The organism is Mesorhizobium sp. IMUNJ 23232, assembly GCF_044326205.1.
Taxonomy (GTDB): domain Bacteria; phylum Pseudomonadota; class Alphaproteobacteria; order Rhizobiales; family Rhizobiaceae; genus Kumtagia.
The window spans coordinates 141,898-155,644 of the sequence record NZ_JBIRCY010000004.1; the positions used below are offsets into that span (position 1 = coordinate 141,898).

A 13,747-nucleotide genomic window follows, 5' to 3' on the forward strand; every position below is an offset into this window, starting at 1 on the left:
GAGCGCCACGACGCGGAGCCAATCTTGCCATGCTTGCGCGCGAAGGATCGAAGGATGGCTGACGCCGTGATGGCGGCACAGGTTCCGCCAGGCGCCTCGCTTTTGGCGACGCGCAGCAGCGCGCCTGCGGCCGACATCCGGATTTCCAGCGCTTCAGCCGACGCGCTGGCGCAACACGAAACGCTTGCTTCCAAGGGCATTTGCGCGCCGGCCCAATCCTTTGCCTGGGTCAGCGCCTGGATCGCCACGGCCGCTCCGGATTGTGTCTTTGCGACCATCGTAGAAGCGGGCGAGCCCGTCTTATCGCTGGCCCTGGAAGTGGTCCGCAAGGGTCCGTGCCGCATCGCCCGCTTCATGGGCGGCACCCACGCCAACGGCAATTTCGCGCTCGCTTCGCCCGGCTGGCTGTCCGGCGAAAGGCCAACCGAGATCAATGCGCTCGTGGCGTCGATTGGCCGTGCCCGGCCGGACATCGACGTACTCGTGCTGGAGCGCCTGCTGCCGGATAGTAACGGCCTCGCCAACCCCTTGCTCGGCCTTCCGCACATCAACAGCCCGAACATCTCGCTTGCGGTCGATCTCGAAGGCGGCTTCTCCAAGCTGGTCGCGGGACCGAGCGGCAAGCGGAAACGCAAGAAACACCGCACCCAGGCGCGCAAATACGAGACCGCCGGCGGTTTCCGCCGCATCGAGGCGCGGTCGCCCGAAGAGGTCGACCGGCTGCTCGACGCCTTCTTCGCCATGAAGGCCGCGCGCTTCCGAAAAGCCGGCATTATCAATGTTTTCGCTGAGGGGGAGGTGCAAAAATTCTTCCGAAAACTGTTTCGCGACGCGCTGCCGCTCGTCCCAAAACCATTCGCCCTGCATGGGCTGGAAGTCGGCGGCAAGCTGCGTGCCGTCACCGGGTCCAGCCTTTCGGGGCAACGGCTGATCTGCGAATTCGGCTCCATCGCGGACGACGAGATGATGGTCGCCAGCCCCGGAGAGTTCCTGTTCTTTGAGAACATCCGGGAGGCCTGCGAGCAAGGTCTCACGATCTACGATTTCAGCGTCGGCGACGAACTCTACAAGCGGCTCTGGTGCGACATCGAAATCCAGCATCTCGACGTGCTGGCGCCGCTGACCGTCAAGGGGCGGCTGCTTGCCGGCTCGATGCGGCTGACCGCCGGGTTGAAGGCGTACATCAAGCACAACCCGACAATCTGGCGGGTCACCAAGGCGCTGCGCAGGCGCACGATCGGCAAGAAACCCGCCGGTCTTGTTTCCGACGACGATTGACCGTCAAGCGGCCGTGCGGTCCGGCTCGTGCGGATTGGCGTAGTCCGCCGGCGTAACCAGCGTCAGTCCCTCGTACCCCTTGGCGGCAAGGTCGTCACGAGCGGCGAGCACGCTTTCAGCCGGGTCGATGACGCTTACCAGAACCTCGGTGCCTTCCGAGACCAGCCGGCGGATGCTTTCCGCGCCCGCCGGGCCGCATTCGACGATGACCACGTCATAGGCGGCTGACAGCGTATCCATGATCGCCGGCAGCCGGTCCACCGAGCGCATGGCCTTGTGCTGGTCGGCGGTGCCGACAGGGATCACATGGCAATCGGAATAAAGGTCGGAATGGATGACGTCGACAAACTTTGCATCACCTGCCAGGAGATCGGTGATGCCGGAAAGCTCTTCGTCGCCCAGCATCGGACGCGACGCCGCGCCCATCGCGGTCAGGTCGACCAGCAGCACCCGCAGCCCGGCGTCCGCGACGTCGCGCGCCACCATGACGGCGCTGGCCGCCGCCTCGTCGCCTTCCGGCGAGACGAACAGTGCGCGGGAGGCGCCGCCGGCGATCAGCATCTCGGCCGCCTCATGCGCCGACAACTCGCCATGGCGCGGCCCTTCGTCGACCCCGTCGCTCTCCAATTCCGCGGCCGGCATCTCGGCCGGCGCCGGCTCCGGCATGTGAATCTGTTCGACGGGTTCGAAATACGCACCTTCGGCCGGCCGCATGGCGCGCCCGGAAAACAGCTCGCGCAGCAGGATGCCGATGGCCATCAGCAAGATCGAGGCGGCGAAAGCTGCGCCGACGATCGGCACGATCTTCGGGAAATAGGGATCGACCGGTACAACGGCGCGCGAGAAGATGCGCGCATCGGCCGGCAGATAATCGCCATCGCGCCGCGACGCCGCCTCGCGGTAGCGGGTCAGGTAGGATTCGAGCAATTCGCGCTGCGCTGCCGCCTCGCGCTCCAGCGCCCGCAATTCGACCTCCTTCTCGCCGACACGCGACGATTCGGCCTTGAGCCGGTTCAGATCGGCGACCAGTTGCTCTTCGCGCAACTTGGCGGCCTCGGCGGTGTTCGACAAGCCCCGGAGAATCTTCTCCGCTTCGGCGGTAACCTGACGATCGAGGTCCGCAAGCTGCGACCGCATCGCGCGGATGCGCGGGTGGTTGTCCAGAAGCGTGGTCGAGAGATCGGCAATATCCGCCCGCAACTGCACCTGCCGCTCGCGCAGGCGCTGGATCAGGTCGGACGAGATCACGTCCGGAAACGAATCGAGCGACACGCCGTTGCGCAGCGCGAGGCGCACGCTTTCGGCATTGGCCTCGGCGGCCGCGCGGTTGGCGCGCGTGCGCGACAGCTCCGTCGACAGTTCGGCGAGTTGCTGGGTGGCGAGCGCGGAGTTGTTCTGGCCGATCAGAAGGTCGGACTGCGAGCGATAGGCGGCGACCCGCGCCTCTGCTTCCTTGACCCGCGCCGTCAGCGCCTGGATTTCCGGCTCCAGCCACTCGGTCGCGGCAGTGTTGGACTGAAGTTTTGCATCGCGGCTGAACTGCAGATAGGCATCGGCGATGGCGTTCGGGACGGCGGCGGCGAGTTTCGGGTCTTCCGAGGAAAACTCGATCGCGATGACGCGCGAATTCTCGACGCGGTAGACCTTCAGCTTCTCGCGAAAAGCTTCCAGCACCCGCTCTTCGGCCGGGATCTCGCCGGGATCGCTCTTCAGGCCGGCAAGCACCAGTAGCCGCGTAAACATGGACTGCCCCGCCGCGGCGTCGAACTCCGGCAGGCTGGCGAAGTTGAACTTCTTCGCGACCTGCGCCAGCAGGTCGGTCGAGGTGATCACCTCGACCTGGCTGAGTACACCCTCCTGATCGAGCATCTGCCCGCTGCCGGCATCCTGCCCGTCGGGGCGGGTGAACACCGATTCGCGGGTCTCGATCAGCAACCTTGTCTCCGCCTTGTAATAAGGCGTGGCGAGCGAGGCGAGCACGAACGCCACGGCCGAGACCACGATGGCGACCAGCAGGATGCGCTTCCAGGCCTTCGCCATGCTGGCAAAAAGCCTACCGAGGTCGACATCGACATCCCTGGCGCTCGAATTCACGGCTGACATACGTCCACTCCGACTCCGCGTCAGGAAACGACCGTAAAGAAGTATGGTAACTCAGCCGTTAAGATATGGGATGGATGGCGCGTTGGCCACCGCCTGTCCGGGGCTCCTCGCATACGCAAAATGCCCCGCCCGGCTTGGTCTTCATGGACCGCCTTTACGCCGTGTTAACCCTAACCATTCGATAACGGCTGACATCCGAATGCGCCTGAAGGTTAAGGCGCTGACCGAGGGTAGTTCGTGTGGCCATGAAGACCTCCATCATCTCCGTGTTGGCGCTGGCACTGGCCATCGGCGGCTGCTCGGGCTACCGCCCTACCCCGTCGGGCTTTTATGCCGTGTTGAACCAGCCGTACCGGCTGGGCGCGGGCGACCGTGTCCGCGTCACCGTCTTCGAACAGGACAGCCTGACCAACACTTACAGCGTCAACTCCGCTGGCTACATTGCCTTTCCGCTGGTAGGCCCGGTGCCGGCGCGCGGGCGTTCGGTGGAGGAACTGGAAGGCGCGCTCGCCGCCAAGCTGCGCGAGGGATTCCTCCGCGACCCCGACGTGTCGGTGGAGGTCGACCAGTACCGCCCGGTCTTCGTCATGGGCGAGGTGGGCGCCGCCGGCCAATATTCCTACGTTCCCGGCCTCACCGTCCAGAAGGCCGTGGCAATGGCAGGCGGTTTCACGCCCCGCGCCAATCAGGGTACCGTCGACATCACCCGCGACATCAATGGAAAAGTCATGACCGGACGCGTCATCACCTCGGATCCGCTGATGCCGGGCGACACGGTCTATGTGCGTGAACGCCTGTTCTGACCGAGCGACGCGGCCCCGTGACCCCACCCCTACGGATCGTCCACTGTTTCCGGTCACCGGTCGGCGGAATCTTCCGGCATGTCCGGGACCTGACCGAGGCGCAGGTTGCCGCGGGGCACAAGGTCGGCATCGTGTGCGATTCCAAGACCGGCGGCGAATTCGAGGAAAAACTGTTCGCCGGGATGATGGACCAGTTGGCACTCGGCATTCATCGAACCCCGATACAGCGGCATATCGGCCCCGGCGACGTCGCCGGGGCGTGGAGAACATTCACGATCATCAAGGAATTGCAGCCGAACGTCATACACGGCCACGGCGCCAAGGGTGGCGTCTATGCCCGACTGTTCGGCTCACTGTTGCGGGTTTCCAGGTCTCGCGTAGCCCGCCTCTACTCACCGCATGGCGGCAGCCTGCATTACGACGAGAACACGGCGACGGGAAAGGTGTTCTTCCTGCTGGAGCGGCTGATGGGGAGTTTCACCGACCATCTGCTGTTCGTCTCGGACTATGAGAGGCGCGCCTATCGCAAGAAGGTCGGCGAGCCGCCGATCCCCAACACGCTGGTCTATAACGGTTTGCGCGCCCCGGAATTCATCCCGGTTGCCGCCGCGGACAATGCCGCCGATTTCCTCTACATCGGCATGATGCGCGACCTGAAAGGCCCCGATCTCTTCATCGACGCGCTCGCCCAGGTCGAGATGCGCACCGGGCGGACGGTGACGGCCGAGATGGTCGGCGACGGCGACGATCTGCCGAAATATCGCGAGCAGGTGGCGCGGCTGGGACTGTCGGAGCGCGTCCGCTTCCATCCGCCGATGACGGCCCGCGAGGCTTTTTCGCTGGCGCGGACCATCGTCGTGCCGTCGCGCGCCGAGGCGATGCCCTACATCGTGCTCGAAGCGCTGGCCGCCGGCAAGCCGATGGTGGCGACGGCGGTGGGCGGCATTCCGGAGATATTCGGCCCCGATTCGCCGGCGCTCGTCGCTCCCGACGCGGCCGAGATCGCCGGAAAAATGGTGCAGGCGCTGACTGAGCCCGAAGCCTTCGCCGCGCTGATGCCCTCTGGAGAAGAATTGCGCGCCCGCTTTGGCGCCGACGTGATGGCGGCGCGTATAGAACAAGCCTATCGCGAGACGCTCGCCGCGTAAGTCCTGTGCATGATCGCCATTGCCATTCGCGTTGCGGTTGCTCAAACTGTCGGAGCGACTTCAAGGGATTGTTAGGTCCGGACCGCTAAGGTCGGGCAAATCCTCGCGGACATTGCAATGGCAAAGATGGATCCCGCCGAGCGCTTCTCGCCGGACGCCGTACGTAAGGCTGACGGCGGCGAGAAGAAGCCGGCCAATGTGAAACTCGGCAAGATCGCGCAGCAGGTGGCCGCGCAGTACCGGCGCGATACCATGTCGCCGGTCATGGTCGCCGGCGTGCTGCGGTTGGTCGAGTTCGCGATCCTCTTCATCTCCGGCATGACGATCTTCGCCTATTATGTCGGCTTTTCCACCCCGCTCTACTGGCATTATCCGCTGATCATCGCCGGTGTCTCGCTGGCCACCGTCGTCGGTCTGGAGTTCTTCGACTGCTATCAGGTGCCGGCGTTGATGCGGCCGAGCCGCTATGTCGGCCGCATGGCTCTGGTATGGGCCGGCGCCTTCGCGGTCGTTGCCACCACCGGTTTCCTGTTCAAGATCTCCGAGGATTTTTCACGTTTGCTGTTCGGCCTGTGGTTCGTCGCCGGGCTTGGCCTCCTGGTGGTGGTGCGGATGATCATGGCGCGGATGATCCGGCGCTGGGCTCGCAACGGGCGCATGGAGCGCCGCGCGGTGATCGTCGGCGGCGGCAAGGCCGCCGAGGGCCTGATCCGCTCGATCGAGCAGCAGCCCTACAACGACATCCGCATCTGCGGCATCTTCGACGACCGCGACGACAAGCGCTCACCGCCGATCGTCGCCGGCTACCCGAAACTCGGCAACATCGCCGAACTGATCGAGTTCGCGCGCATCGCCCGCATCGACATGCTGATCGTGTCGCTGCCGCTCACCGCCGAAAGCCGGGTGCTGTCGCTGTTGAAGAAGCTGTGGGTGCTGCCGGTCGACATCCGCTTGTCCGCCCACAACAACCAGTTGCAGTTCCGGCCGCGCTCCTATTCCTTCATCGGCTCGGTGCCGCTGCTCGACATATTCGACAAGCCGATCAACGACTGGGATTCGGTCGCCAAGCGGGCGTTCGACATCGTCTTCTCGATCATCGGCATCATCGTGTTCTCGCCGGTCATGCTGGCGACGGCCATCGCCATAAAACTCGACAGCAAGGGGCCGGTGATCTTCAAGCAGAAGCGCCACGGCTTCAACAATGAGGAGGTCGAGGTCTTCAAGTTCCGCTCGATGTATGCCGAGCAGTCCGACCCGACGGCCAAGAAGACCGTGACCAAGAACGATCCGCGCGTCACCCGCGTCGGACGTTTCATCCGAAAGACCTCGATCGACGAGCTACCGCAGTTCTTCAACGCGCTGTTCGGCAGCCTGTCGCTAGTCGGCCCGCGTCCGCATGCCGTCGCCGCGCAGTCGCACAACCTGCTCTACACCGAGGTCGTCGACGGCTATTTCGCCCGCCACCGCGTCAAGCCGGGCGTCACCGGCTGGGCGCAGATCAACGGCTGGCGCGGCGAGATGGACACCGACGAGAAGATCAAGATGCGCACCGAATACGACCTCTTTTACATCGAGAACTGGTCGCTCTGGCTCGATCTGAAGATTCTCGTGCTGACGCCTGTCCGGCTGCTCAATACGGAAAACGCCTATTGAGCACGATCGTCCAGCCGGCTTCGCCCGGTGCGGTCAATGCCAAGCTGATCCAGCTCATCTCGGCCGGCGCGGTGGCGCTCGGCATCCTGCTCTCCGGTTTCGTTATCAACGAGCCGGCGCCGTACGAAATCTATATGGCCGGATTGATCGCGGTGTGGGCGCTGTTCGGCCTGCGCATTTCACGCACCGTCGCGCCGCTGCTGGTGCTGCTGATCACCTTCAACATTGGCGGCATGATCTCGATGACGCAGATGGACGATCTGGCATCGACGCCGCTCTATATCGCCGTCTCGCTGTTCCTGGCCTTCACCGCGGTGTTCTTCGCGGCGGTCACCGAAGCACAGCCAGGGCTTTACCGGGTGATCTTCGTGTCCTACGTGATCGCCGCCGTCGGAACGTCGATCCTCGGCGTGCTCGGCTATTTCGGCGCCTTCCCAGGCGCGGAGATCTTTACCAAATACGAGCGCGCCGCCGGTGCCTTCCAGGACCCGAACGTGTTCGGCCCGTTCCTGACACTGCCCGGCATCTGGCTGCTGCACCGGCTGATGACCGGCAGCGTGGCGAAGATGCCGATTTATGCCATGCCGCTGCTGGTGATCGTCGCCGGCATCTTCTTCTCGTTCTCGCGCGGCGCGTGGGGCCTGTTCGCGATCTCGTCGATCCTGCTGGTCGCCGGGCTCTTTCTGCAGACCAGCAACGGTTTGTTCCGGCTGCGGATCGTCGTCATGACCACCGCGGTCATCGCGCTGCTTATCCTGGCATTGCTGATCATCCTGCAGATTCCCAGCGTGTCGGAGCTGTTCACCACCCGCGCGCAGCTCGTCCAGGACTATGATTCGGCACGTCTCGGTCGCTTCGCCCGCCACCTCCTGGGTTTCGAAATGGCGATGGAGCATCCGCTCGGCATCGGGCCGCTGGCGTTCGGCCTGATCTATGGCGAGGACACGCATGACATCTGGCTGAAGGCGCTCCTCGACTATGGCTGGCTGGGCTTCGCCTCCTACCTGATCCTGATCGTCTGGACGCTGGCCGGAGGTTTCCGCATCCTGTTCCGCGACCGGCCGTGGCAGCCCTACCTGCTCTGCGCCTATGTCACGCTGATCGGCCATATCGGGCTCGGCACTGTGATCGACACCGACCACTGGCGGCATTTCTACCTGCTGCTCGGGCTGATCTGGGGGGCGATGGCGCTGGAAGCGCGGCATCAATATGCGCTTGCCCCGCGGCGTCCCTATTTGATGAAGTAAGCCTGCGCGAATTTCTGCAACTGCGCCTTGTGCATCAGCGAGCGGTCGCCGCCGCCGTCGAACATGAAATTCTGCTTGGCGCCTGCCTGGGAACTGGTGGTGAGATGGCCGAGGCCCGACGCGTGGCCGGTCTCATGCAGCATCGTCACCGAATCGCTGGTGGGGCCGACCATGCACCAGGGCAGCCAGGGGCCAGCGTCGACCGTCAGGCCATTGGCGGTGTATTTGAAGTTGCAGAAGATCACCGGCAGCCGCTGCTTGTGCGGCTCGACCGCCTGGTCGTCGAATTTTGCGGCGCAGCGGTTGCGCAATTCGTTGTAGCCGTCCGGATGCAGAAGCCCGTCCTCCTTGACGGGAACCTTCACCGCAAACTGATCGGTCATCTCGCCGTTCGCCGGGATCAGACTGAGCTTCATGCCGTGCTCTGCCAGCATCTTGCGCATCGTCGCGATGCAGTCCTTGTGGATGGCGCCGAAATAATTGTCGCCCCAGAACAGGGTAAGCCGCACCTCGAGCCCACCCGGCACGATGTAGTCCGTTTCCCAGCCTGAACTCCCCATGGTGTCCTCCCGCGGCACTCACCCGACTGAAGCCGGCAGGCTGCTCCGCAACATTACAACGCGCAAGGCATAGAGGGAATGGTGTGCAAGGCGCTGGCGCTTTCGCCTCGTTCTTTTCGGGCGTGCCGGAGCGCACGCCTGGCCCAAACGCCGATTTGACCTTGCGCGGGCGGCGCCGGTTGGCTATGGCTCCGCACGGTCCGGAGTGTAGCGCAGCCCGGTAGCGCACTTGACTGGGGGTCAAGGGGTCGTGGGTTCGAATCCCGCCACTCCGACCAATTTTCCTCAATTCGCAAATTGCGGTCGACAACGAACGCGCCTTCACGTGATAACGTGGTGCAAGGCGACGCTGGGCGGGAACCCTGCGCCTGTCTTCGCCGTTCTGCGGCCAGCAAAGGAGAGCACTCATGACGCAGGTGATCTATCGGGTGGTCGAGCATGATGGCGGCTGGGCCTACAAGGTCGGCGACGTGTTTTCCGAGACTTTTCCGACACACGCCGACGCCCTGGCCGCGGCGCGGATTGCCGCCTCCGAGCAGCAGGTTGGCGGCAGGACGGAGGGCATCGAATTCCAGGACGCGGCAGGCCAATGGCACGAGGAACTGGCCAGCGGCGGCGATCGTCCCGGCACGGAAGTCGAGGACAAAAATTGAAGTTCGACCACCCGGTCACGGTCGGGATCGACGGCAAACAGATCGTCGTCGATGACGCCGCCCATGCCCGGGACGTGCTCATCGAACGATGGCCGGGCAAACGCGGCCCGCGTCACCGCGATGCGCTGGAGACCAGCCTCAAGGTGATCGACGGCCATCGTTCGACCGTGGAAGCCGAGATTCGCTTCCGCGAGGCGGCACGGGAGGCCGGGATTCTGGCGGAACCCGCGCCTGCCTTACCGCATAGCCAGTAAGGCAACTTCGCCCTGCCTGTCCAGACGGCTGATGGCCTCCCGCCGTTGGTGGTCGGCCTCACGCACCATCAAGCTCAGACTTTCACCGTACCTGGTCGAGCAGGCGCTTGCATTCCAGCAGGTCAAACAGCGCTTCTTGCAGAAGCGCCCGGTTGTCGCGCGACAGTTTTCCAGAATCCGGCGAAACAGGCCCTTCTTCCTCCGCCTTGCCGAGGCCGAAGAACCGCCGGCTGGGTTTTGCCTTCGGTTCGCCCACCAGCAATTCGTCGTCGCCGCGCGGTTGGGCTGCCGGCGTCAGCGGGATCAAGGCCGCCTGCTTGCGCTGGGTTATCGCCTCGATCGCCGCCATGTCGCCGTTGCCCACAGACACCAGGAACTGGTTGCCGTTTTCGCGCAGCAGCTTTTGCACGCCCTTGATCGTATAACCCTGGTCGTAGAGCATATGCCTGATGCCCTTGATCAGGTCGACGTCCTGCGGCCGGTAGTAGCGCCGGCCGCCGCCGCGCTTCATCGGTTTGATCTGGTTGAAACGCGTCTCCCAGAAGCGCAGCACATGCTGCGGCAGGTCGAGATCCTCGGCCACCTCGGAAATCGTGCGGAATGCGTCGGGGCTCTTGTCCATGGTCACCATCCGGTCTGCCGTGAGGACGGTTTTCCGGAGCGCGTCGGCGGCGTCCGGCTAGCCGAACCGATTCGCGATTCATTTCAGTCCTTTATGGACGTGATTTCAAGACCCGCTGGAATCGCGCGGCCGGCCGTCAACCGCTATCGCGCCGACAGGCTACTTTCCGGACCGGGACTTCTGCTGATGGGAGCGCAGGATGCGGCTCTTCAGGACGTTCGACGCCTTGAAGGTCATGACGCGCCGGGGAAGGATCGGTACCTCCTCGCCGGTCTTGGGATTGCGGCCGATGCGCTCGTTCTTCCCCCGCACATGGAACGTCGCGAAGGACGACAGTTTCACCGTCTCGCCGCGCACGATCGCCTCGCAGATCTCATCCAGCACGGTCTCCACCAGTTCGGCGGATTCGGTGCGGGACAGCCCTACCTTCCGGTAGACGGCCTCAGATAGATCGGCACGCGTAAGTGTCTTTCCCGCCATGACTTTCCGGCCTCCTCCATCCGCTATCTCCGGAGCCGCTGGACGTTAGGAAATTGGCTAGATGAGGTCAAGAACCGAACCGGCCGGTTCGCGCAAATGAATTCAAATCGGTTCAATCATTTACCGATCTTATGATACCGAATCCGGATTCAGGCGCCGACGACGATCAGGAAGATTGCACTCGCCGGTTCAGCGTCGGCGCCCGGCTGAACAAGAGCCTACCAGCGAACCAGAACGGCGCCCCAGGTGAAGCCGCCGCCCATCGCTTCCAGCATCACCAGGTCGCCCTTGCGGATGCGGCCGTCCTTGACGGCAACGTCGAGCGCCAGCGGCACGGAGGCGGCGGAGGTGTTGCCGTGCAGGTCGACGGTGGTCACGACCTTCTCTTCGGCGATGCCGAGCTTTTTCGCCGATGCGTCGATGATGCGCTTGTTGGCCTGGTGCGGCACGAACCAGGTGAGGTCTTCGGCGGTGATGCCGGCCTGCGCGAACGTCGCCTCAATCACGTCGGTGATCATGCCGGCGGCGTGCTTGAAGACCTCCCTGCCCTCCATGCGCAGGTGGCCGACCGTTCCCGTCGTCGACGGGCCGCCGTCGACGTAAAGCTTGTCCTTGTGGGTGCCGTCGGAGCGCAGGCTTGCCGCCAGCACGCCGCGGTCGGCGACGCTGCCCTCGCCTTCATGGGCTTCCAGCACCAGCGCGCCGGCGCCGTCGCCGAACAGCACGCAGGTCGAGCGGTCGCTCCAGTCGAGGATGCGCGAAAAGGTTTCAGCGCCGATCACCAGCGCGCGTTTGGCCAGCCCGTTGCGGATATGGCCGTCGGCGGTGGCAACCGCATAGACGAAGCCACTGCAAACGGCCTGCAGGTCGAAGGCGAAGCCGTGGCGCATGCCAAGGCGATTCTGGACCTCGACAGCCGTCGCCGGAAAGGTGTTGTTCGGGGTCGAGGTGGCGAGCACGATCAGGTCGATGTCATCAGGCGTCAATCCGCCGTCGGCAAGGGCGGCGCGCGCCGCCGCCTCGCCCAGCGAGGCCGTGGTCTCCCCCTCGCCCGCGATGTAGCGCTGGCGGATGCCGGTGCGCTGCACGATCCATTCGTCGGACGTGTCGAGCGTCGCGGCGAATTCGCTGTTCTTCATGATACGGCGCGGGAGTGCGGAACCGACCCCGCGCACGACGGATCTGATCATATGGTGTCCTGTTACCTGGTCTCTTCCGGCGCAGGCGCCGGCGCACGTGGCGCCGATTGCGGATGCCGCGCATGGAAGAGATCGAGATCCGCCTCGATCCGGTCGAGCAGCCGGTTGCGGATCATGTCGTATGCCAGTTCGATCGCCGAGGCGAATCCTTCTTCGTCGGCGCCGCCATGGCTCTTCACGACAATGCCGTTGAGACCGAGGAACACGCCGCCATTGGCCTTGCGCACATCCATCTTCTCGCGCAGCCGGTCGAAGGCGCCCTTGGCGAAGAAATAACCGATCTTGGCCATCAGCGTCCGGCTCATCGCCGCGCGCAGATAGCCGGATATCTGCCGTGCCGTGCCTTCCGCCGTCTTCAGCGCGATATTGCCCGAAAAGCCCTCGGTGACGACCACGTCGACCGTGCCCTTGCCGATGTCGTCGCCCTCGACAAAACCGTGATACTTCATCGAGGAAAGGTTGGCGTCGCGCAGTAGCCTGCCCGCCTCCTTGACCTCTTCCTGGCCCTTGATCTCCTCGACGCCGACATTCAGCAGGCCGACGCTCGGGCGCTCGATACCGAACACGGCGCGCGCCATCGCCGCGCCGAGAATGCTGAAATCTATCAACTGGTGCGAATCGGCGCCGATGGTGGCGCCGACATCGAGCACGACGCTCTCGGCACGCAGGTTCGGCCAGATCGCGGCAATCGCCGGTCGCTCGATATTGGCCATGGTACGCAGGCAGAATTTCGACATGGCCATCAGCGCGCCGGTGTTGCCAGCCGAAACGCAGGCATCCGAATCGCCGCTCTTCACCGCCTCGATGGCCCGCCACATCGACGACTTCCAGCGGCCGTGGCGCAGCGCCTGGCTGGGCTTGTCGTCCATGCGCACGGCGACATCGCAGTGGATGAACTGGGTGACGGGGGCGAGCGCCGGGAACTTGTCGAGTTCGGCACGCACCACGTCGGTGCGGCCGTAGATCAGGAAGTTCACGTCGGGCCGCCGCTTGGCAACCTTGGCAAGGGCCGGAATGACCACCGATGGCCCGTGGTCGCCGCCCATGGCATCGATGGAAATCCTGATCACGCGGTGTTCGTCTCGCTTTCGTGGCAGATCGCCCGGCAAATCACCCGGCCGGATGCCGTGGGAAAATAGCGGTTTTGTGTCGTCATACAACGGAATTCGAGGATGACCACCCGCGAATTCAGGAATCCGGGAAGAGTTTCCTGAGCTTTTTCTGCAACTCGCCTTCCTCGGCTTCGTCCGCGCCGGAGGGTTCCGGAGACGGCGACTGCGCGCCCTGCTTGCGGGGATAAGGGTCGATGCCCAGGCCAAAGAACTCCTCCGCCAGCGCGCCGACATCGATGCGGTCACCGGAAAAGGTCTCGGGACTGTCGGGGCCGTCGACGTCGATCATGATCTCACCGCCGAGGCCGAACGATTCGCGGCCGAGCTTCGAATCCTCGGGCAGGAACACGGCCGACACCTGCTCGTCGACCCTAGCTTCGATCGGATCGAGCGTCACCACGCAGGACTGGACGATGTCGGCCTCGACCCGGCCCCTGACCTGGATGCCGTTGCGCTTCCACGACGTGACGACGAGATCGGCGCGAAGCCGTTCGACCGAGATCAGTCCGTGGACTTTTGCGAGCGCCTCGCGCTGGGCTTCGGTCGCCTCGATCGTCACCGGCATGCCCTTCTTCGGCAGGCGGGCGACATTGACCTCGAAGCTGATCGGGCTCTTTTCTACGGACTGTTTCATC

14 protein-coding genes and 1 tRNA gene are annotated in these 13,747 nt (G+C 64.2%); 8 read left to right on the forward strand and 7 right to left on the reverse strand.

Features of this window, described 5'->3' with window-relative positions:
- The first annotated feature begins 54 nt into the window (after window positions 1-54).
- Window positions 55-1,278 (forward strand): GNAT family N-acetyltransferase, encoded by a 1,224-nt coding sequence (locus ACH196_RS04340; protein WP_396645220.1) that lies wholly within the window; start codon window positions 55-57, stop codon window positions 1,276-1,278.
- Between the two features lie 3 nt (window positions 1,279-1,281).
- Here the strand turns inward: ACH196_RS04340 and ACH196_RS04345 are convergent, their stop codons facing one another.
- Window positions 1,282-3,381: a GumC family protein gene (locus tag ACH196_RS04345; RefSeq protein WP_396645222.1), complete on the reverse strand. Its 2,100-nt coding sequence runs from the start codon at window positions 3,379-3,381 to the stop codon at window positions 1,282-1,284.
- Between the two features lie 245 nt (window positions 3,382-3,626).
- On the opposite strand from ACH196_RS04345, the gene ACH196_RS04350 reads away from it, so the two are divergent.
- From ACH196_RS04350 to ACH196_RS04365, 4 genes are all read left to right on the forward strand, one after another.
- On the forward strand, window positions 3,627-4,184 hold the full coding sequence (locus ACH196_RS04350) for a polysaccharide biosynthesis/export family protein (RefSeq protein ID WP_396645384.1): 558 nt from the start codon (window positions 3,627-3,629) through the stop codon (window positions 4,182-4,184).
- A gap of 17 nt (window positions 4,185-4,201) precedes the next feature.
- On the forward strand, window positions 4,202-5,332 hold the full coding sequence (locus ACH196_RS04355; RefSeq protein ID WP_396645224.1) for a glycosyltransferase family 4 protein: 1,131 nt from the start codon (window positions 4,202-4,204) through the stop codon (window positions 5,330-5,332).
- A gap of 117 nt (window positions 5,333-5,449) precedes the next feature.
- Window positions 5,450-6,985 carry an undecaprenyl-phosphate glucose phosphotransferase gene (locus tag ACH196_RS04360; protein ID WP_396645226.1) on the forward strand — a complete coding sequence of 512 codons (1,536 nt, stop codon included), beginning with the start codon at window positions 5,450-5,452 and terminating at the stop codon, window positions 6,983-6,985.
- A complete protein-coding gene (locus ACH196_RS04365; protein ID WP_396645228.1) occupies window positions 6,982-8,232 on the forward strand; it encodes an O-antigen ligase family protein in 1,251 nt (416 codons plus the stop codon). Before ACH196_RS04360 ends, ACH196_RS04365 begins: the two co-directional genes overlap by 4 nt.
- On the opposite strand, the gene ACH196_RS04370 is transcribed toward ACH196_RS04365, so the two are convergent.
- Window positions 8,217-8,792 (reverse strand): hypothetical protein, encoded by a 576-nt coding sequence (locus ACH196_RS04370; RefSeq protein WP_396645229.1) that lies wholly within the window; start codon window positions 8,790-8,792, stop codon window positions 8,217-8,219. The two genes, ACH196_RS04365 and ACH196_RS04370, sit on opposite strands and share 16 nt — an antisense overlap.
- 201 nt (window positions 8,793-8,993) lie before the next feature.
- On the opposite strand from ACH196_RS04370, the gene ACH196_RS04375 reads away from it, so the two are divergent.
- From ACH196_RS04375 to ACH196_RS04385, 3 genes are all read left to right on the forward strand, one after another.
- Window positions 8,994-9,070 (forward strand) — tRNA-Pro (locus ACH196_RS04375).
- Between the two features lie 129 nt (window positions 9,071-9,199).
- Window positions 9,200-9,445, forward strand: coding sequence for a DUF2188 domain-containing protein (locus ACH196_RS04380; protein ID WP_396645231.1), 246 nt, complete (start codon window positions 9,200-9,202; stop codon window positions 9,443-9,445).
- Window positions 9,442-9,699 (forward strand): DUF982 domain-containing protein, encoded by a 258-nt coding sequence (locus tag ACH196_RS04385; RefSeq protein WP_396645233.1) that lies wholly within the window; start codon window positions 9,442-9,444, stop codon window positions 9,697-9,699. The genes ACH196_RS04380 and ACH196_RS04385 overlap by 4 nt, the downstream gene beginning before the upstream one ends.
- Before the next feature lie 82 nt (window positions 9,700-9,781).
- On the opposite strand, the gene ACH196_RS04390 is transcribed toward ACH196_RS04385, so the two are convergent.
- From ACH196_RS04390 to ACH196_RS04410, 5 genes are all read right to left on the reverse strand, one after another.
- Complete coding sequence (locus tag ACH196_RS04390) at window positions 9,782-10,321, reverse strand: MerR family transcriptional regulator (RefSeq protein WP_396645235.1); 540 nt, start codon at window positions 10,319-10,321, stop codon at window positions 9,782-9,784.
- A 159-nt stretch (window positions 10,322-10,480) separates the two neighbouring features.
- Entirely contained in the window at window positions 10,481-10,801 is a 321-nt protein-coding gene (locus tag ACH196_RS04395) for an integration host factor subunit alpha (RefSeq protein WP_396645237.1), read from the reverse strand.
- Between the two features lie 218 nt (window positions 10,802-11,019).
- Window positions 11,020-11,991: a beta-ketoacyl-ACP synthase III gene (locus tag ACH196_RS04400; protein ID WP_396645239.1), complete on the reverse strand. Its 972-nt coding sequence runs from the start codon at window positions 11,989-11,991 to the stop codon at window positions 11,020-11,022.
- Between the two features lie 11 nt (window positions 11,992-12,002).
- On the reverse strand, window positions 12,003-13,070 hold the full coding sequence (gene plsX, locus ACH196_RS04405; protein ID WP_396645240.1) for a phosphate acyltransferase PlsX: 1,068 nt from the start codon (window positions 13,068-13,070) through the stop codon (window positions 12,003-12,005).
- 118 nt (window positions 13,071-13,188) lie between these two features.
- Window positions 13,189-13,746, reverse strand: coding sequence for a YceD family protein (locus ACH196_RS04410; RefSeq protein ID WP_396645242.1), 558 nt, complete (start codon window positions 13,744-13,746; stop codon window positions 13,189-13,191).
- Window position 13,747 lies beyond the last annotated feature (1 nt).

Coding starts and splice junctions, on each gene's coding strand:
- ACH196_RS04340 (WP_396645220.1), top strand. CDS start 55: ATGGCTGACGCCGTGATGGCGGCACAGGTTCCGCCAGGCGCCTCGCTT.
- ACH196_RS04390 (WP_396645235.1), bottom strand. CDS start 10,321: ATGGACAAGAGCCCCGACGCATTCCGCACGATTTCCGAGGTGGCCGAG.
- ACH196_RS04380 (WP_396645231.1), top strand. CDS start 9,200: ATGACGCAGGTGATCTATCGGGTGGTCGAGCATGATGGCGGCTGGGCC.
- ACH196_RS04360 (WP_396645226.1), top strand. CDS start 5,450: ATGGCAAAGATGGATCCCGCCGAGCGCTTCTCGCCGGACGCCGTACGT.
- ACH196_RS04345 (WP_396645222.1), bottom strand. CDS start 3,381: ATGTCAGCCGTGAATTCGAGCGCCAGGGATGTCGATGTCGACCTCGGT.
- ACH196_RS04370 (WP_396645229.1), bottom strand. CDS start 8,792: ATGGGGAGTTCAGGCTGGGAAACGGACTACATCGTGCCGGGTGGGCTC.
- ACH196_RS04410 (WP_396645242.1), bottom strand. CDS start 13,746: ATGAAACAGTCCGTAGAAAAGAGCCCGATCAGCTTCGAGGTCAATGTC.
- ACH196_RS04350 (WP_396645384.1), top strand. CDS start 3,627: ATGAAGACCTCCATCATCTCCGTGTTGGCGCTGGCACTGGCCATCGGC.
- ACH196_RS04400 (WP_396645239.1), bottom strand. CDS start 11,991: ATGATCAGATCCGTCGTGCGCGGGGTCGGTTCCGCACTCCCGCGCCGT.
- ACH196_RS04395 (WP_396645237.1), bottom strand. CDS start 10,801: ATGGCGGGAAAGACACTTACGCGTGCCGATCTATCTGAGGCCGTCTAC.